The 17,724-nt window shown below is 47.5% G+C and carries 19 protein-coding genes and 2 pseudogenes; 3 read left to right on the top strand and 18 right to left on the bottom strand.

All coding sequences use genetic code 11. The features are described 5' to 3' along the window. Positions 1–97 precede the first annotated feature (97 nt). The 18 genes and pseudogenes from MUN53_RS16815 to MUN53_RS16895 form a co-directional block, all read right to left on the bottom strand. Positions 98–877 (bottom strand): AAA family ATPase, encoded by a 780-nt coding sequence (locus tag MUN53_RS16815; protein WP_243326565.1) that lies wholly within the window; start codon positions 875–877, stop codon positions 98–100. 192 nt (positions 878–1,069) lie between these two features. Then, a pseudogene (locus MUN53_RS18325) lies at positions 1,070–1,264 on the bottom strand (glycoside hydrolase family protein); the annotation flags it as partial. A 47-nt stretch (positions 1,265–1,311) separates the two neighbouring features. Then, positions 1,312–1,815, bottom strand: a complete 504-nt coding sequence (locus MUN53_RS16820) for a DUF3872 domain-containing protein (RefSeq protein WP_243326566.1) — start codon at positions 1,813–1,815, stop codon at positions 1,312–1,314. Further along, positions 1,812–2,672, bottom strand: coding sequence for a toprim domain-containing protein (locus tag MUN53_RS16825; protein ID WP_243326567.1), 861 nt, complete (start codon positions 2,670–2,672; stop codon positions 1,812–1,814). The genes MUN53_RS16820 and MUN53_RS16825 overlap by 4 nt, the downstream gene beginning before the upstream one ends. 6 nt (positions 2,673–2,678) lie before the next feature. Further along, complete coding sequence (locus tag MUN53_RS16830; RefSeq protein ID WP_243326568.1) at positions 2,679–3,236, bottom strand: conjugal transfer protein TraO; 558 nt, start codon at positions 3,234–3,236, stop codon at positions 2,679–2,681. After that, on the bottom strand, positions 3,233–4,147 hold the full coding sequence (traN, locus tag MUN53_RS16835) for a conjugative transposon protein TraN (RefSeq protein WP_118308699.1): 915 nt from the start codon (positions 4,145–4,147) through the stop codon (positions 3,233–3,235). Before traN ends, MUN53_RS16830 begins: the two co-directional genes overlap by 4 nt. A gap of 46 nt (positions 4,148–4,193) precedes the next feature. Next, on the bottom strand, positions 4,194–5,525 hold the full coding sequence (traM, locus tag MUN53_RS16840) for a conjugative transposon protein TraM (RefSeq protein ID WP_374956565.1): 1,332 nt from the start codon (positions 5,523–5,525) through the stop codon (positions 4,194–4,196). Between the two features lie 225 nt (positions 5,526–5,750). Next, positions 5,751–6,374 (bottom strand): conjugative transposon protein TraK, encoded by a 624-nt coding sequence (gene traK / locus MUN53_RS16845; RefSeq protein WP_004326315.1) that lies wholly within the window; start codon positions 6,372–6,374, stop codon positions 5,751–5,753. A gap of 32 nt (positions 6,375–6,406) precedes the next feature. After that, positions 6,407–7,420, bottom strand: coding sequence for a conjugative transposon protein TraJ (gene traJ, locus MUN53_RS16850; RefSeq protein WP_004294973.1), 1,014 nt, complete (start codon positions 7,418–7,420; stop codon positions 6,407–6,409). A gap of 3 nt (positions 7,421–7,423) precedes the next feature. Beyond that, positions 7,424–8,053 (bottom strand): DUF4141 domain-containing protein, encoded by a 630-nt coding sequence (locus tag MUN53_RS16855; protein ID WP_243326569.1) that lies wholly within the window; start codon positions 8,051–8,053, stop codon positions 7,424–7,426. Further along, complete coding sequence (locus MUN53_RS16860) at positions 8,050–8,409, bottom strand: DUF3876 domain-containing protein (protein ID WP_004294975.1); 360 nt, start codon at positions 8,407–8,409, stop codon at positions 8,050–8,052. The genes MUN53_RS16855 and MUN53_RS16860 overlap by 4 nt, the downstream gene beginning before the upstream one ends. 43 nt (positions 8,410–8,452) lie before the next feature. Continuing rightward, on the bottom strand, positions 8,453–9,067 hold the full coding sequence (locus tag MUN53_RS16865) for a hypothetical protein (RefSeq protein WP_118308672.1): 615 nt from the start codon (positions 9,065–9,067) through the stop codon (positions 8,453–8,455). A 5-nt stretch (positions 9,068–9,072) separates the two neighbouring features. Then, complete coding sequence (locus tag MUN53_RS16870) at positions 9,073–11,592, bottom strand: TraG family conjugative transposon ATPase (RefSeq protein WP_243326570.1); 2,520 nt, start codon at positions 11,590–11,592, stop codon at positions 9,073–9,075. After that, positions 11,589–11,912, bottom strand: coding sequence for a DUF4133 domain-containing protein (locus tag MUN53_RS16875; RefSeq protein ID WP_243326571.1), 324 nt, complete (start codon positions 11,910–11,912; stop codon positions 11,589–11,591). The genes MUN53_RS16870 and MUN53_RS16875 overlap by 4 nt, the downstream gene beginning before the upstream one ends. A 3-nt stretch (positions 11,913–11,915) precedes the next feature. Further along, positions 11,916–12,179, bottom strand: a complete 264-nt coding sequence (locus MUN53_RS16880; RefSeq protein ID WP_243326572.1) for a DUF4134 domain-containing protein — start codon at positions 12,177–12,179, stop codon at positions 11,916–11,918. 214 nt (positions 12,180–12,393) lie between these two features. Continuing rightward, positions 12,394–13,053 (bottom strand): DUF4122 family protein, encoded by a 660-nt coding sequence (locus MUN53_RS16885; RefSeq protein WP_118308670.1) that lies wholly within the window; start codon positions 13,051–13,053, stop codon positions 12,394–12,396. A 1-nt stretch (position 13,054) separates the two neighbouring features. Then, positions 13,055–13,492 carry a DUF3408 domain-containing protein gene (locus MUN53_RS16890; RefSeq protein WP_243326573.1) on the bottom strand — a complete coding sequence of 146 codons (438 nt, stop codon included), beginning with the start codon at positions 13,490–13,492 and terminating at the stop codon, positions 13,055–13,057. Positions 13,493–13,497: 5 nt separating this feature from the next. Then, entirely contained in the window at positions 13,498–14,250 is a 753-nt protein-coding gene (locus MUN53_RS16895) for a ParA family protein (protein ID WP_243326574.1), read from the bottom strand. A 719-nt stretch (positions 14,251–14,969) separates the two neighbouring features. Between MUN53_RS16895 and mobA the strand changes: the two genes are divergently transcribed. The 3 genes and pseudogenes from mobA to MUN53_RS16910 form a co-directional block, all read left to right on the top strand. Next, on the top strand, positions 14,970–15,392 hold the full coding sequence (mobA, locus tag MUN53_RS16900; RefSeq protein WP_032584188.1) for a conjugal transfer protein MobA: 423 nt from the start codon (positions 14,970–14,972) through the stop codon (positions 15,390–15,392). Then, positions 15,377–16,639 (top strand): conjugal transfer protein MobB, encoded by a 1,263-nt coding sequence (mobB, locus tag MUN53_RS16905; protein ID WP_243326575.1) that lies wholly within the window; start codon positions 15,377–15,379, stop codon positions 16,637–16,639. Before mobA ends, mobB begins: the two co-directional genes overlap by 16 nt. A gap of 62 nt (positions 16,640–16,701) precedes the next feature. Then, positions 16,702–17,622, top strand: a pseudogene (locus MUN53_RS16910) (YWFCY domain-containing protein); the annotation flags it as partial. Positions 17,623–17,724 lie beyond the last annotated feature (102 nt).

A 17,724-nucleotide genomic window follows, 5' to 3' on the forward strand; every position in this document is an offset into this window, starting at 1 on the left:
TTTTTATCTTTGCAAAGGTAATATGTAAAGCCTTTTAGTAAGACTTATTTTATCTGTAGAGTTTTTTAGTAACGTATCAAAAAAGTGTAAAGTAAATTTAGGCATAGTCAACTTCTTGCAATTTCGTTGTAACATGTTCTGCTATTCGTTGACACATTTGAGCCACATTATCCTCTTTAAGTATTGATTTTACAGCCTCTTTTAAAGGATCTTGTATTTCTTTATCATGATCATTATTACTTCGGTCAGCTTGAAATAGTGAATATACAGGAAGAAACTTTTTCAAACTTTCCCAAATCGTCTTTCCGTCTTCTTTCGTTACATCAATTTCCTTTTCTTCTAAATTAAGATTATCAGCAAAGTGATTCCATATTGCTGCGCGTATAACAGCTTTTCTTGTTTGATCTTCACATTCTATGTCCTCTCTACTTAATATTACTTTAAGATCTGTAATTTTTTTGCTCAATAAATCGCAACAAGCTGGATTTGTTGGATGTTTAGCTTTAATATAAACTTTTTCCTTTCCAGCCCTTGGATATCTTTTAACTATCTTTAATGTATTGGATTCTGTTAAAAGATATTCAGCAGCAAGTGTTGTTCTATTACTTTCATCTATAATTAAACTATCTGGCAAATTAAAAAACTCTACAGCAATTATCACTTCATCGTCACCTTCATTAGAGGCTTGTTTGTTTATATCTTCCTTATCCAAGGAAACACATCCTTTCCCTTCATTAAAGAAAATGTCCAAAGCCTCAAGTATTGTAGATTTTCCAATATCATTACGACCTACAAAAGTTGTCAAACTAGAAAAAAGAACTGTAGTTTCATTTCTATAGCCACGAAAATTTTTAAGTGTTACAGATTTAATTAACATATCAATAATCTATATAAATTTAAACCAAAATAATCATCCGCTTAATAATATAAACCTACTAATATAAAAAATGAGTAAGAGAATATTATGCTGCACCCTTAATCAATAGCAAATTTACTAATTTTATTCCCAAAATGTTATTTTTTCAGATAAATTGAGGTCAAATAAGTCTGTTTAATTATAAAAACAAAATCTCAGAATACAGTCTCCCTCACTTTCTGTCAATCTGGCGGGAAACTTTTCCCCTTTTCTGATACGGTGACCGTATGCAACATACGGATGATGTTCCAGACCATGCCATCCTTCGTATTTTTTGATACACCTGACAGCCGTTTCCCAACGTGAGTCTTCCACATTCTCCTGTGACCGCAAAGAAGTTACCGTCATGGCCAGTACCACCAATGGCAGTACTGACCCTAGAAGTCTTACGGTTATTATAAGGCACCTCCTTCCTGAACTGACAATGAATCTTCCACAGTACCTGTTTCTTCATCACCTGCATCGTTGAAGTCAAATTCCATTTCTGTCATGTTTCCCCAATTGTCTTCGACAACGACAATGAAGTTCTGCGCCTCGTCACATAGTGAAGTATAATACAGCCTGAACTTCCTGTTCTCCAGCAGATAACGGTCATTCGGCTTGAATTCAAGACCGTTGTCCAGTTTCAGGGAACCTTCCCCGTCATACTGGAAATAACGGATCGTATAGACCGTACCGTCAAAATCGCCCTCACTTTTGAGTTCACATCGTATTTCCGCCGTTTCATTCCTTTTCAATTCCTTGGGAACTGGCATTGTTTCCACGGTAAACGGATAACTCTGCTGGATTTCCAGCTCGGATTCACACGAAGTCAGTATAAAACTGACCAGACCCATGCAGAACATGGCAATCTTGCCTGCCAGTCCAAATCCTTTTCTCATATTCTTTTCTGTCTTCATTTGTTTTCCTTTGTTTTTGTCAGATATTCATTCAAGTCCTTAAATCCATCATACAGACCGGAACAGTCCGTAACCTTATTCCCGAAATGTATGTTCAAACTCTCCAGTGCGGTAATCCCGGCCCGGTCACGGTCAAGAAAGCACCGGATTTTGCCGTAACCCTCCAGAACGGCATACGACCGTTCCAGATTGGATACAGAGTTCAGCACTAGGCAGTCCTCGTCCGTCACAGTCCGCAATACCAATGCCGAAAGGAAATCCACAAATCCTTCAAACACGCAGCACGTATCATTTTTCTTTCCAGACAGGGACACACAGGAAATGTCCTTGGGAGAGATGCATCCCTTGAACATCGGGTTACGCAGTTCATAACCGCCGCTCCGGTTCATGAAGCCTATGGCAAAATACCGTTTGTCCCGTATTCCGTATGCCACTTCCTTGCAGAATCTCCCGGCTATGGCCGGATCAATGCCTCTCTCTTTCAAATAAGCTTTCAATGCCTTATGACTCAGTTCCGCCACTTTCACGTCCTCGAATCCAGAAACGCGGGGTATCTTCTTACGTTCCTGTAAAGGTCGTAAGGGAAGGATGCCGGATTCCCCAGAAAGGAACTCCAGTTGCTCCATAAAATCGGCACTTCCGGTCAGTTCTCCGGCAAGATGGAAGATGTCACCTCCCTTTCCGAGACCAAAATCAAACCAGACATTCCGCTGCGTATCCACCTTGAAGGATGCGGTTCTCTCATTTCTGAAAGGGGATCTGAACCAGACATCATTTCCTTTACGGGATACAGGCATATGCCCCAGATCTTCAAGAAAACCGACAAGAGAAATCCGTCTAATCTGTTCCAGTTCCATAACCCGCTAATTTATCATAAAACGAATGCCGATTCCATACTGGGTATGGCAATGTCCGAGACTTCCGCCCCACAGGAAACGCTCACGCAAGGAAGCCGTCAATGCCACACGGTCGGCAAGGTACAGTTCCATCTCCAGCGTCAGGGCACAGCCGTACACAAAGGCATCGCCGTTTTTCAGAGTGGCCCCGTCATAGAGTTTTTTATCGGACCAGTTTACCGTCTCATATCCGGCCAGTGCCAATCCTCCAAGATTGAGGAAGAACACTTTTCCCGCATCGGAAAGGAAATTCAGGTAATATCCGCCTTCTGCCGTAAACTGCGCCGAAGGGATGGTCACATGACGGTAACCGTGTTTCATATGCAGGTATTCCGCTCCATATACCCATTTGTTCCCGCCTTTGGCATAACTTGAAAGTGTCATTCCCATATAGTATCCGTTATCGGAAGCCATACCTCCACGCATTTCCACACCCTGCATCCTTGGCAGAATCCGCTGGGCGTCTGCCTGCCCTACGGAAAGGACAAGCAGCAATGCCAGCATATACAATACTTTTGTTCTCATCGTACCTTCAGTTCGTTGATGGTTTCCGCACGCACCAGGTCTTCGTTGACCACCTCAAAACTCTGGTGACGGCCGCCCTGTTTCTCATACATCTCCACAACCAGTTTCTTGTCGTCCGGTATCGTAAACTTGGGAAGGGCAAATACCGTGCATTCCGAATCCCTGCCGTTTACACGTGTCACATAATTATAGGCACGCAGCGGATAAATCACCTGCTCCTGCATGGCCGTACGCTTCATCACCTTTTTGTCCACCACCTTGAACGTAATGAAATCCACGTCAAAGGGCACATTCGAGGAGTTCTTTACCTGGGTATGGAAATAAAGCAGGTCATTATGGGTGTACAGCCCTTTGAGCAGATACTGGATACCAAAACGCTTGCAGCCGATATGACGGATACGGCGCTTGTCATTCTCATACACGGATTTCATGATAAGACGTACCAGACGGGGTGACTCGTTATCCAGCTCGGTCAGATAGATTTCCATGGCATTGTTGGGACGGTTCACCGATTCTCCGTCATGGATGAAATCACACATCTCCACATTCAGCAGCAGCGGCTCGTCGGCATACTTCACGTTGAATGTATAGAAGTTCCCGTCTTCGGTTATTACAGACATATTGGTTTCCTCCCTGAAATTGCGTGTCGTGGCCTTTACTCGGATTACATTCTCGGCACCGTCGACCTTGCCGGCTATCAGGTTTGTAGAACCGAGATCCACATACTTGACCGGAGCCGGGAAAATGACATGGACGGTCTTGTCATACGTTATTTCCAGTCCGTGCGGCGGAATCATCTGGCTGAAACCGATCTTGCGGGTCAGCCCCTCATAATAATCACCGCTACTCTGCTGCGCCCAGGCAGCCGATACGCCCAGCAAAAGGGCAAACATCATCAGAATCTTCTTCATGTGCTTTTGTTTAATGGTTGTCTTTTCTTTCATAGTTTCCTGTATTTCATTTCTCCGGTGAATGGAGCAGAACCCGGTGTCCGGCCTTCAAAGTAATCTTTACCGTACGCATCCGTTTGGATATGTACTGGGAAACGCCCTGTATTACACCTTTTCCCAGATCAGAGGCAATCTGCGCCCCGGCATCGGTGGAAATGTTGATGCTACTGTTCATCGAGGTTCCCATGTTGGCGGCAATCTCTCTGGCAGCGTCATATTCCAGTGAACCCGGCACCAGGATTCCCTGCTGTCCATCCAGATCATAGACTTCCAGCTCCACCGGCAGGATAGTTCCCTTGTATTCCACGGCATTGACCATGATTTCCAGCCGTTCACCCTGTATGCGTGTGCCACCTACCAGTACGGTCCCTTTCGGTATGAAACGTCCGGCAACAGACATGGGCTCGGTAAGCCGCAGGCGCAAGGCCTGTCCGTCGGATACGGTCTGCGTACCGTGTACACAGGCAGCAATGGTATTGCCTTCCGTTACTGTCTTCCGGCCGACAGCCGTATTGAAACCGGCATTGCGTTCTCCCGAAAAGGCGGATATGAACTCTTCGTCGCTCATAGGTCTGGAAAGCGAGGATACCACCTCATTGTGAACCTGTTTCACCGGTATGGCTTTTTTGTCCTCCGCTTTTCTGACGGGAGAAGGAGTCTCCACTGCCTGACGGTTATTGTATTTGGCGGCCAGTTCGTAGGATTTTTCCATCAGGGCCATCTTTTCCTCCATGCCTGACAGTGGCTCCTGTTTCTGCTGCTGTTGCTGCATACGCTCCAGTTCCTCAATCCTTTCCAGAAGCCTTTCCTTTTCCGGATCGGTCCGCGGTTCATAGATGCTTCCCAGCGTACGGTTCATCTCACGGTAGGCTCCGGCCGAGGAACTGACCGGTCCGGCATTGCCTTTTTCTGTTTCCGTTTCCGTGTTTGTTTGCCTCTCCGGTGGAATGTTATCGGGAAGACGGACACTGTCTTTCCGTTCCTCTTTGGCAAACATGGACTCCGCAGCTTCAAAGAATGTCTTCCTTTTCCTGCTTTCCTGTTCCATCAGAGCCTTTTCATAGGCATCCTTCTTGTTTCCTTCCAGGCGGCTGTCCTCGGGAGAAGGGATTTCCGTATTGAATCCCTGTCCTTTATCCTGCCGCTCCCGTTCCTGCCCGGAAGGTGAGAATATCAGATAGAAACTTCCCAGACACAGCAGGAACATCAGAGGATACACAACAAATCCGGCGCGTTTGCGTTTCTGTTCCTCACTCAGCGGCTTCCTGTCCTTTGAGGACCGGAGCCTGAACGGTTTCATCAGCCGTTCCATTACTTTCTTGACTTTTTCTTTCTCCATTTCTTACAATAGATTGAATGAACTCCATACGGAGTGAATCCTTTTCCATAAATTCCATTCCGGACTCCTGGTTCTTACTGCCTATAAACGGTCTGCATGCCGTATAGACACATGCGGCGGCAAACGGGACAAACAGTATCCAGAGAACGGCCTTGCGCTGTTTAACGGTAAGTCTGTGGCAGAACCTCCTGAGTTGAAGGTCCGCCTGTCTCGTCAGGTTCCTTTTCATCGCTCTACGCTCCTTATGTCCTTGTTTTCCAGTATGGTCAGATGTTCGATGATAAAGCCGTTGGGGTTGTCATCGGAACGGGACGTATTCTGAAGCTGGCAGTCAGTCACCAGCGAACGTTCCGTCACATTACTCTCACGGATAATCATCTGGCGGGCATACGTCCTGGCCCTGTAGGGGTATCCGGAAAAGTCGCAGACCACGCTGTCCACCCGTACCACCTGATTGATATTACCGGAAATGAGACGGTTATAATATCCTTTCTCGGCAAAATCCACATAGTAATGATAGGCGCTTTTGTCCGCCAGCTGCAAGGCACGGTTGATATTGTGCTCAATGGCATCCTTCTGTGGCGACAGCCCGAAAAAGAGCTCATGGAACCTTCTTACATGCTCCCTGGCTTCAGCCGGACGGTTCTGTGAAAGATCCTGCGAAAGGGCAAGCATCAGTGACTTGCCGCCATCGAGTACATAAATTTTCTCACGCTGTTTCTCCGCAAAGCGGTATGAGTTCCACAGGGCAAAGACGGTCACAAGCGTGCAGCATCCGACAAAGACCGCAAGCATCAGGCGTATCCGTCTGAAACTGCTTTCAATATTGGTCAGTGATTTGAATTCCATCTGTTTTCATGATTTTTATGTTCCTGTTCTGTTTATTTTCCACGCAGACGCCCTCCGATATTTCCCAGTCCGGAACCTGCGGCACCGGCTGCAAATCCTCCGGCCTTGGTCGCGGTACGGTTGATGTTGCGGTTGTAGTTTCCGGCACCGCCTGCCTGCACAATCCATCCGGCCACGGTCGGCACGGTAAAATATCCGATGATACCTATCAGCATGAAGATCACATATACCGAATTGGAGTTGTCCAGCGAATAGTTCGGATTGTTCTGGAGCTCCAGGATGTCGTTCTGCAGCATGAGCACCTGAATCTTGGCCAGCATACAGCTGAAAAGGTCACTCACGGGAAGCCACAGATAGACGGAAATGTAACGTGTGAACCACTGGCTGAGCGTGGACTGGAAACCGTCCCACACACTGAAGGCAAAAGCAATGGGACCAAGGATGGACAATACAACCAGAAAAAAGGTCCTTACCGTATCTATAAGCAGGGATGCCGCGGCAAAAAGCAGTTCCAGCAGACTGCGGAAGGCATCCCGGATATTCTTTTCCAGATTGTACATGCCCACTTCCATATACATGCCCATGCGGGTTGCCATGGCATCGGGCGACCATCCGAGCTCGTCCAGCTGACGGTCAAACTCCTCATCGCTGACCAGATAGGCCGTTTCCGGATTGCGGAGCATGGCTTCACGTTCCAGCCTGTCCTTCTGCTCACGGTACTGCTGCATGTCCATCGTCTGCCCCTCAAGCATCTTGTGGGTTCCCTGCACAATCGGACTCAGCACCGTATTCATCGTTCCGAGTACCAGGGTCGGGAAAAGCATGATGCAGATGCCTATCGCAAACGGACGCAGAAGCGGATACACGTCTATCGGTTCGGCACGGGCAAGCGACTGCCAGACACGGACGGCCACATAGAACAGGGCACCGAGTCCGGCAAGTCCCTTGGCCACATCCAGCATATCCTCACAAAGGGGCATCATTTCATTGTAAAGGCTCTCCAGAATGGTATGGAGATTCGAGAAATCCACGGATAACAATACCATAGGCTACCAGTATTTGGAGGTGTCATTGCCATAGAGCTTCAGGACATGGTCAAGGTCATTCTTCTTGCGGGCACGCAGAAAACTCACGGCTATATTCCTGTTCGTATAGTAATTCACGAGATTGCGGTAACGGCGCATACTGGCATAACAGTCATCCACCACGTCCATACGGTCCTTGTCGGTCATGGAAAGGGTGCTGACGTTGATTACCTGCTTGAGGTCCTGCAACACCCCGTTGCTCTCTTCCAGAAGTTTGGTATAACCGAAAGCGATGGCATCCAGCTCTTCGGGAGAAAAGTTCTCGTCACCCAGCATCTTTTGGAAATTGGTCACGTAGATTTCCGACACGTCACCGACCATCAGGATAATCTCACTGACCTTACGGGCATCCTTCACCAGATTGTTGACGGACTTCAGGGCATCATAGTATTTCTTGTACTGCTGGTATATCTTCACCGTCTCCGCAAAATTCTGGGCGGTACTTGTCGCGGTTGAAGAGGTATGCACGATATTGTCCGACATGTTGATGATACTCTGGGCAAGGTTTCCCGGATCGGTCACCACCCACTGTGCCCGTATCTGTCCGGCAAGAAAAAAGGTTCCTGCACAAAGCAGCAGCAGTCTTTTTCTCATGGACGTACCTCCTTCCTTACATAGTCACCGTTCGGAGAAAAGGTCAATACGTCAGCCGCCTCATTGTAGGCGATGTCTATGCGGTAGCCGGTATTGATGAACAGGTTACCGTTTTCTTCCACCAGCAGATAGGTTTCCGGCTTCAGCTTCCGTGTCTTTCCGCTGCGGGCGAAGACCGTCACCTTGTAGGCGTCCCCTTCCTTATATATAAGAACATCGGGCTTGCCTTCCACACTGCTCCATGAACCGCACAGGCGGTCACAGTCCTTAAACCTGCTCTCACTGCAGCTCTGCAGCAGCAGTGATGCCGCCCCGATCAGGCAGGCGGCCAGTCTGTACAACTGTCTGTTTTTCATGTCTTGTCTTTTTTAATGATGTTGTCTTGTTTTACTAAATTTTTCAAAGCCCCATCTTGCGTCTTTTTGGCTTCGGACTGACCGGGATGCGGGCTTTTCCGGACAGCCTTTCTTTACAGGCTGGCTGCCGGCATTCCTTGCGGATAGCGTTGTCGTCCTTTTTGTTTGGGGACTTCAGGCCGACCATGGTTTCAAACCTGGCATAAAGTTCCTTATAGGCCTTTTCTGCCTGTTGCCGTTTGATTTCATCCGGGGAATTCCGGTCAATGCCGTATTTCATGAGAAAACCGGAATTAATGAAAGGGCTGTCAATATTCTTCGGGTTGGCGATGAAACCTCCCAGCTTTTCCAGTTCCCCGTACAGCTTGTCGAGATACTGTACGGGAGGAGGGGAACAAAGCCGCTCGAAGACCTTCTCCACAGCATGTGTCAGTCTTACATCGACCTCCACGGCATCAGGTATCTCGCCTCTGAGCCTTCTTTCCCTGTAATCTTCCGGTTCCATACTTTCAAGCCGGTGGTACAGTTCATAGTCCTCTGAAAATCCGTAATGTTCACGGATCTCCTTCGGTATGTCCCATCCGTTCATCAGGGACCAGTAGAGACATTCGATTGTCTCCTTACGCTTTCTTTCATCCGATTCAAAACTGTCATTCATAACCGTTATGCTTTACCGTTTGACCTTTTCCTTTCCCTTCTCATTTCCGCAATGCGTTTCACGGCCAGTTCCAGATTTCCGCCCAGTTCCTTAGCCAGCTTCTGCAATTCCAGCTTTTCCGACTCTTCCGTGGTATATACGGCATATTCCTCATCGCTGACTTCCGTGGCATACACGGCCGAGTGGGTACCGCCAAGACCGATCCAGACCTCACGGTAGAAACGTCCGGGATGGTTGGCCTGGTTAATGGACAGGATCTGTCCGCGTTCCTTGTCGGTAAGTCCGAGAAGCCGCTGGATATGGTCGAACTTGTTCATGTATTTCCGCTGGTCAAGAAGAATCTTGCAGTCACTGTTGTTGATGATAGCTTCCTTCACGACAGGGGAACTGATAATGTCATCCACTTCCTGGGTGACCACGACAGCCTCCCCGAAATATTTTCTGACGGTCTTAAAGAGATACTTTATGTACTCACTCATATTGGCGGACATCAGGGCTTTCCAGCATTCCTCAATGAGTATCATCTTGCGGATGCCTTTCAAACGGCGCATCTTGGCGATGAAGGTTTCCATGATTATCAGCGTGACCACGGGCAGAAGTACCTTGTTTCCGCTGATATTGTCCAGTTCAAATACGATAAAGCGCTTGTTGGTAAGATCCAGTTCCTTGTCCGAATTAAGCAGGAAATCATAATCACCGCCACGGTAGAACGGTTCCAGCACGTTCAGGAAACCGTCAATGTCAAAATCCTTCTCACGGACTTTCTTCTCCTCAATCATCCGGCGGTAGTCATCACGCACAAACTCATAGAATCCGTTGAAATCGGGTCTGACATCCCTGTTTTCCGTTATCCTGCGGATGTATGCGTTCACCGCTCCCGAAAGGGCCACTTCTTCCGAACGCCTTGGGGCTTCATCCTCACGTTTCCAGAGTGTGAGTATCAGTGTCTTGATGCTTTCACGCTTTTCAACGTCAAATTCCCCGGAATCCGTATAGAACGGATTGAAGGCGATGGGATTGTCCTCCTCATAGGTGATATAGATACCGTCCTCGCCATGTGTCCGGTCATGAATCAGGCTGCAAAGTCCCTGATAGCTGTTTCCGGTATCCACCAGCAGGATATGGGTACCCTGTTCATAATACTGGCGGACAAGGTGGTTCGTAAAGAAGGATTTACCGCTGCCGGAGGGACCGAGTATGAACTTGTTGCGGTTGGTGATGATTCCCTTGCGCATGGGCAGGTCACTGATGTCCAGATGAAGCGGTACGCCGCTCTGCCTGTCCGTCATACGGATACCGAACGGGCTGGGCGAACTGCGGTAATTCGTTTCCGAAGCAAACAGGCAGACAGCCTGTTCCAGAAAGGTATAGAAACTTTCCTCAGCCGGAAAATCGCCCGCATTGCCTGGAATACCAGACCAGTACAGCACCGGGGTATCTATCGTGTTGTAATGGGGTACGCATCCCATCAGGGCAAGCTGGCTGCCGGTATCGTTCTTGATACGCCTTAACTCTTCCTCGTCTTCCGCCCAGGCCAGTACGTTACAGTGGCACCGAACCGGAACAAGCCCTTTCGTATGCGCCTCGTCCAGATACATTTCTGCCCATTCATAGTTCACGGCATTGCTGCGGCTGTATTTCGACAGGGACAGCATGTTGCGTGAAGTCTTTTCCATGCGTTGCAGGATTTCCTGCGCGTCATCGATGAACACGTACTGCGAATAGACATGGTTGCATGAAAGCAGAAGTCCTACCGGAGCCGCAAACGAAAGACGGCAGTCGCTACGGTCAGTGGACAAGCGCTCATAACGCATGTCCGTGCCCACACTGCCGGGAAGGTCTTCCGTATCGGAAAGCACATGCAGGCAAAGACGTTTGTCACCGATGCGCATACGTTCCGGATCAAGGCAGATGTCCTGTAATACGGGGTGCGTGTCCTCCATACCGAGAGTCAGGTATCTTTCAATCAGCCCGGGACATTCTTCCGTTCCGATAACCTCTTCAGTTCTGAGACGCTTCATCCTGACATGCCCCGAATCGTTCATGATACGCTCGAACTGCTCCACCGCCTCCAGAAATTTCACGACCGAATCCCAGTCCATGATTTCCTTGGGAAGGATATAGCCGCGGCACAGGGTACTGAAATCACTGCGGCGGCGGGCACGTTCGCGTGTAGTCTTTGTCAGATACAGGAAGCAGCGGTGTCTGAGATACGGGCGTTCGTTGAAATGACGCTCATAGCTGCGGGACAGGAAACTTTCCGTCCCGTCTCCTTCGCTCCGGTAGTTTTCCTTGACGAACCAGTCCTGCTTGTACACGACCGAATAATTGGGAAGCACCTTCATGGCCTTTACCCAGGTACCGTGAATGGCTTCGTATTCCGTCGCCGTCACCGTGTACAGTTCAGGCAGCTCGACCTCGAAGGCTACCGTAATGTCCGCATCCTTGCTTACGATGCAGTTGTTTTCCACGGCCAGAATCGGGAATCTGTCTTCCAGATCACAGGCCTTCAATACACTTCTCATTTCTTTCTCTTCTTTTTGGTTAATGCTCTGAATATTCTGCGACGGGCTAACAAATAGCGCGGATGGCGTTTTTCGGCCAGCATCTTCATCAGCCCGTGCTCACCGTAGCGGGCATTCATGCGGAAGGTCAGCCATACGGCCAGGGTACCGGATACCGCCCCGAAAGACAGGCATACCAGCTGGCTGACACCGGCCATATACAGGACAACCACCGCAAGAAAGACCGATACAAGGCCTCCGGCAAAAAAGAACAGGTACTGTGATTTCAAGCCCTTGAACTCAATCGGACGGCCTGCTCCTTTGTTGATACGGTAATCCATGGCTTACAGGAAGAAGGAACGGAGAATGGTGGCGGCCACAATCAGGAAGATGCAGGCGAAGAACCAGCTTGCCGCAGTCTTGGACGTATCCGGGTCACCGCTGCTGAACTTGCCATACGTCTTGATACCGCCGACCAGACCGAGTACGGCTCCGATGGCATAACACAATTTGGTGGCCGGATCGAAATACGAAGTCATAAGGCTGGTAGCCTCATTGATGCCGGCAAGACCCTGTCCCTGTGCGAAGGCACCTGCCGCTGCCAGCACACAATACTGAAAATAGGATTCTTCTCTTCATTGTCGAATCATTTTGGAGTTTGACATAAATGTTGAATTCGACTGCAAATATATAAGGCTTAAACCGCTGTGATACAACACCATCATCAGGTGTCACCAGATGTCATCAGATGTCATTCAGGAAGCCTTACAGACATAAAAAAGCATCCCGAAAAGATTTCCGGGATGCCTGAATATATCGGTGTCAGATATATTTCCGCCAGTTGTCAGACGGTTCATTCCCATCCTTTACTTTAAGCGGTTTGGGATTGCCGTCCTCATCAAGAAACCTGTCTATCAGTTCCTCTACAATCGCGGAATTTTCCATATTGGAAAGGAACACATCAATCAGGCTGGTTTGCCTGATGGAGAACAGGACACGAGCTGCCTGCATGGCCTTCTCATGGTCGGCTTCATCCTGATGTGTCAGATATTCGCCGAGTACTTCCATGTCCCTGCTGGACAGAACAGGTGATACGGATTCCACTTCGGGAGACTCCGCATCAAGGTCTTCCTGGACTTCCTGCAGGAGTTTCATCTTTTCCAGCTGAAGGTTGCATTCCACGTCTTCCTGCTGCACGTCCTCCTCTTCACCGATAAAATTCCTTTCAAGTGGCTGGCTCATGAAGGGAGCGGCAGTCTTCCCGGCATTCTCGTCCAGATAGACATAACGGGTACTTCCCATCACTTCTGCATCTGAAACCGCAGATTCCGTTCCAGCAGCTTCTTTCTTTTCCTTTTGTGAAACAGGTTTCGCATAAAGCAAAGTACAAATAATTTCAATATGTTTTCTCCAGCCATACACGCAGTACAACAAATAACTTATACAGACAATTCGTACACAGAGGTATATTAATTCTTCCATATCAGAATGGTTCTTGGGTTTTACGGCGAAACAGCTCGCCGAGCTCTTTACTGTAAGTCTCAAGATGGTGTGCCAACACATTATCTAAAAAAGCAGGCACACTCATGTCATCACTTAAAAGAGGAAGGATACGTGCCAGCTTGCAATACATATCATAGCTGATATAGGTTTGTTTCCGGTGTACCGACTTTCTTTTGTCCAAAAACAATTCCCTATACATCTCCACCTTCTTTTCTAATCCAGGGTCAGCACGTATCGTTTTGCGGGACTTTTCCTGTTCCAGTTTCTCTACTTCCGCCACATTTTTCCCTTTTTCTGCAGCAGAAACAACATTTCCACCGACATCGCCCCCAGACTTGCCACAGGAGATGGATTCACTGGCCATCATGTCCTTTAGGACATCCTCATCCACTTTGAATATTTCTCTTTTCTTTGCCATAGTTCTTATCCCGGAAATATGATACGTTCCATCTCCTGAGCAAACGCTTCAAGGCGGCTGTCTTTCAATAATGATTCGGAAGGAGGAAGAAGAGTACAGCGGAAATGCTGCCTGGAAGAAGGTGTCATTTCCTTGTTGAAGCGTTCAAGATCCGGAAGTACGGTTTCAAGGACCTTCAAACCCATACGGAGCACTATTGCATTATACATTACATACAGTTCCTTGGAAGTACGGCTGTCCATACGGTTCCAGAATAAACGTATGTCCTTTAGGGGAGCTTCCGGATGCTGTCCGATAAAATCCTGAACGGTCGATACAAAGGAAAGGCTGCTCTGCATGACCATACGGTCTTTTACAATGGGAGTGAAAATAAAATCCATGTTCATGACGGACTCGAATACACCACGGGAGTTCACCGTTCCGGGAAGATCGAAGAATATCAGGTCATAATCACCTTCCAATTTGCCGGGAATCTCTGCGGCTGACTCCGGCGTGGAAGTAACAATCGGATAGGCCTTTCGGGAACCGTCCTCAAACTGGCGGCAGAAAAGCCGTTGGTGATACTCGCTTTTCTCAAGGTTCTTCAAATCTCTTCCCCTTAGTTTTTCCAGACTGAACTGGGGATAGTCACAGTCAACGACAGCAACTTTCAGACCTCTTACATAATTGAAATAACTGGCAAGTACTACTGTTACCGTGGACTTACCCACACCGCCTTTCTGATTACTGAAGGCGACAAGAATCGGACGCTTGTTCATACTTTCTTTGTTTTGGGGTTAATATTCAGATTCATTTTCAGATATTGCATTCTTATAATTATACAGTATCACACTAATGTATCCTTATGTCATTATTTCCCTATAATGACATAGCATAGCAACAATGCATTTTTACATTAAAGCATTAATCTACTGACATTATATGATAGGATTATAATGAGAGGACATTACAAGAACATAATACTACATAAACACATTCACATATTGTTATAACATTATGTTGTTATGTTATCATATCAATATTTCAACACATTATTGCCATGTTATAACATGGTTTCCTTACAATCACATCTTATTATCGCAACACTTTGTTACAATAAAATCTATGTCAAAAATAAGGTCTTTCAATCATACAGGTAATATGTAACTAATACCATGACATCAGATGTCATCAGACGTCGTTACATGTCATACAATCCACTATTTCACAACTGTTTACACGGCCATAATTTTGCAAAGTCAGAACCGATAGACGGCTTGCAACATCTTCTGACGGACAGCAGCACGCCGCTCACGTCGCGCAGCAATCCGCCGGAGGTGGATTCTCTGTTCAAACGAACAGAGCAAGTTGTGTTTTTGTACGACAGAAAGTTTTCTGCCATACAAAAACCAACTTGCCCTCCCTCACGGTCAGGGGATTTTCCTCCAAAGTCGGAAAATCTGACGGAGAAAGCAATATAACCCAAAAGCAGAAAAGCATGGAGAAAAAACAGGCAAGAAGGACAGGCAGAAAACCAAAGACTGATCCGGCGGACTACAAGTACAATTTCCGTCTGAACGCGCAGGAAAAAAGCAGATTTGAAAAACTGTTTCTGGAATCCGGAGCAAGGGACAGGACAATCTTTATCAAGAAATCAATCTTTTCAGAACAGCTGAAGGTAATCAAGGTGGACAAAGTTTCCATGGACTATTACATTCGGCTCGGGGAATTTTACAGACAATTCCAGGCAATAGGCAACAACTATAATCAGGTCGTAAGGGCCGTACAGAAAAATTTCGGGGACAAAAGAGCGATGTCCCTGCTTTACAAACTTGAAAAGGCTACCCTGGAACTGATACTGCTCAACAAGCAGATTATGGCATTAACCAAAGAATATGAACAGAAATGGTTGCAAAGATAAGTCACGGGACAAGCCTTTACGGGGCACTGTCCTATAACCATGAAAAGGTATTTCAGGGAACGGCGGAAATCCTGTCAGGACATCGGATGATTTCTGACCGCCCGGGACTGCCGAGCGAGGACATACGTCTGGCTCTCCTTTCATTTGAAAACCATATGACGGCAAACAGGAGGACAGACAAGCCGGTTCTGCATATCGCCCTCAGTCCGGCACCGGAAGACAGGCTAGACAATGACAGGCTGGCGGAACTGGCAGAAAAATACATGCAGAAAATGGGATATGGTGACCAGCCGTTCATCGTGTACAGACATGGAGATACCTGCAACACGCACGTACATATCGTGAGTGTATGCATTGACGATGAAGGAAGGAAAATCAATGACTCCTATGAGCACCGCCGTTCAATGACAGCCTGCCGGGAACTGGAACATGAATTCGGACTGCGTAACAGTGCGGATACGGAAAGACGGAATCCGAAAGCGGAACTGAAAAAGGTGGATGTCTCACAGGGGAATATACGCCATCAGATAGGAAACACACTGAAGGCCGTACTGGAAAGCTACCGTTTCCAGACTTTCGGAGAGTATTCCGCACTGCTTTCCACACTGAACATTGAAGCCCGCCAGGTTCGGGGCGAATACAAGGGAACACCCTATACGGGTATCATCTATTCGGCTACAGATGATAGTGGGAAAGTGGTCAGCCCTCCGATAAAAAGTGCAAGGTTCGGCAAGCGTTTCGGAAATACGGGACTGTCCGAACGTATGTTACGGCATACACAGGACTTCAAGGAAGGCAGATGGGCTCCTGCCATATCCGGCAAGGTCGTATGGGCCATGCGTAACGCAAAATCGGAACAGGAATTCAGGGAACTGCTGAAACAGGAGCACATTGATGTGATATTCCGAAGGAACGATACCGGACGTATCTACGGTGTCACATTCATAGACCATGAACGTCGTGAGGCATTCAACGGTTCACGTATGGGAAAGGAGTTTTCCGCCAACGTATTCAACGGCCTTGTCAACTGGTGGGAAGGAATACCCTGGCAGGACAGACAACAGTCCGGTCCGGAGGAACTTTGGAAACGGTACGGTCACCGTATGGAAGAAAACAGTGCGCTTGAACAGGCGTCAGGCATTTTCTCCTTTGAGGCAAATCCGGCAGTCGATTACGAGGAAGAAGCGTTCCGTCGCCGCATGAAACGGAAAAAGAAACCGCAGAAGCGCAAATCACGCGGTATCTGATCAATCAATATGAGTCAACAACAGAGGGAACAACGGATTCCCCCACAATCATCTACATCATTATGCAACAGGAAGACGATTTGAGAGCCCTTGCCAAGATTATGGAATTCGGCAGGGCAGTCAGTATTTTTATTCTGGTAGTCCACGTTTATGTGTACTGCTATCCCAGTATGAGTGCCTGGCATCTAAATCTGGATGTCATAGACCGGATACTGATGAACTTTGACAGGACAACCGGTATATTCAGCTGTATCCTTTGGACAAAACTGATGGCAGTTCTTCTGCTGGCCATATCCTGTATGGGTACTATCGGAGTCAAGGGTGAGAAGATTACATGGCAGCGTATATGGGCGGTACTTACTGCCGGGGCGGTTCTGTTTTTCATGAACTGGTGGCTGCTTGACATGCCTTTTCCGCACGAAGCGATTACTGCCCTGTATGTAGTGACACTCGCAGCCGGTTATCTATGCCTGCTCATGTCAGGACTGTGGATCAGCAGACTTTACAGGTATAACCTTATGGAGGACGTATTTAATATGGAAAACGAATCCTTCATGCAGGAAACAAGGCTGATGGAGAATGAATATTCGGTCAATCTACCCACCAGATTCCAGTATGGCGGCAAGCTCAACGACGGCTGGATCAACGTGGTCAATCCTTTCCGCGCGACCATCGTATTGGGAACACCGGGATCCGGTAAATCATATGCAGTGGTAAACAACTACATCAAACAGATGATATCCAAAGGTTTCAGTGTCTATATCTATGATTATAAATTTGATGACCTTTCCACCATTGCCTACAATACCTTATTGCACAATATGGACAAATACAAGGTAAAGCCGCATTTTTACGTCATCAACTTCGATGATCCGCACCGCTCACACCGCTGCAATCCCATCAATCCGGAGTTCATGACAGACATCTCTGACGCATACGAAGCAAGCTATACCATCATGTTAAATTTGAACAAAACCTGGGTGTGACCTGTAAAGTCGCGTAATTGATTGTTAAACAGTGATATTAGTTGCATGATTTAACCCGCTGTTCCGTCAGCGGTAGCCTACTATAAGGTGCATCTCCAG

It is taken from the genome of Parabacteroides faecalis (genome assembly GCF_022809355.1).
GTDB classification, from domain to species: domain Bacteria; phylum Bacteroidota; class Bacteroidia; order Bacteroidales; family Tannerellaceae; genus Parabacteroides; species Parabacteroides faecalis.

Excerpts from the sequence above, each read along its gene's own strand:
- MUN53_RS16860 (WP_004294975.1), bottom strand. The coding sequence starts at position 8,409 with ATGAAAAACAGACAGTTGTACAGACTGGCCGCCTGCCTGATCGGGGCG.
- MUN53_RS16855 (WP_243326569.1), bottom strand. The coding sequence starts at position 8,053 with ATGAGAAAAAGACTGCTGCTGCTTTGTGCAGGAACCTTTTTTCTTGCC.
- traN (WP_118308699.1), bottom strand. The coding sequence starts at position 4,147 with ATGAAGAAGATTCTGATGATGTTTGCCCTTTTGCTGGGCGTATCGGCT.
- traK (WP_004326315.1), bottom strand. The coding sequence starts at position 6,374 with ATGGAATTCAAATCACTGACCAATATTGAAAGCAGTTTCAGACGGATA.
- mobA (WP_032584188.1), top strand. The coding sequence starts at position 14,970 with ATGGAGAAAAAACAGGCAAGAAGGACAGGCAGAAAACCAAAGACTGAT.
- traM (WP_374956565.1), bottom strand. The coding sequence starts at position 5,525 with ATGGAGAAAGAAAAAGTCAAGAAAGTAATGGAACGGCTGATGAAACCG.
- MUN53_RS16820 (WP_243326566.1), bottom strand. The coding sequence starts at position 1,815 with ATGAAGACAGAAAAGAATATGAGAAAAGGATTTGGACTGGCAGGCAAG.
- MUN53_RS16885 (WP_118308670.1), bottom strand. The coding sequence starts at position 13,053 with ATGGAAGAATTAATATACCTCTGTGTACGAATTGTCTGTATAAGTTAT.
- MUN53_RS16865 (WP_118308672.1), bottom strand. The coding sequence starts at position 9,067 with ATGAATGACAGTTTTGAATCGGATGAAAGAAAGCGTAAGGAGACAATC.
- MUN53_RS16895 (WP_243326574.1), bottom strand. The coding sequence starts at position 14,250 with ATGAACAAGCGTCCGATTCTTGTCGCCTTCAGTAATCAGAAAGGCGGT.
- MUN53_RS16890 (WP_243326573.1), bottom strand. The coding sequence starts at position 13,492 with ATGGCAAAGAAAAGAGAAATATTCAAAGTGGATGAGGATGTCCTAAAG.
- MUN53_RS16830 (WP_243326568.1), bottom strand. The coding sequence starts at position 3,236 with ATGAGAACAAAAGTATTGTATATGCTGGCATTGCTGCTTGTCCTTTCC.
- MUN53_RS16875 (WP_243326571.1), bottom strand. The coding sequence starts at position 11,912 with ATGGATTACCGTATCAACAAAGGAGCAGGCCGTCCGATTGAGTTCAAG.
- MUN53_RS16815 (WP_243326565.1), bottom strand. The coding sequence starts at position 877 with ATGTTAATTAAATCTGTAACACTTAAAAATTTTCGTGGCTATAGAAAT.
- mobB (WP_243326575.1), top strand. The coding sequence starts at position 15,377 with ATGGTTGCAAAGATAAGTCACGGGACAAGCCTTTACGGGGCACTGTCC.
- MUN53_RS16825 (WP_243326567.1), bottom strand. The coding sequence starts at position 2,672 with ATGGAACTGGAACAGATTAGACGGATTTCTCTTGTCGGTTTTCTTGAA.
- traJ (WP_004294973.1), bottom strand. The coding sequence starts at position 7,420 with ATGGTATTGTTATCCGTGGATTTCTCGAATCTCCATACCATTCTGGAG.
- MUN53_RS16870 (WP_243326570.1), bottom strand. The coding sequence starts at position 11,592 with ATGAGAAGTGTATTGAAGGCCTGTGATCTGGAAGACAGATTCCCGATT.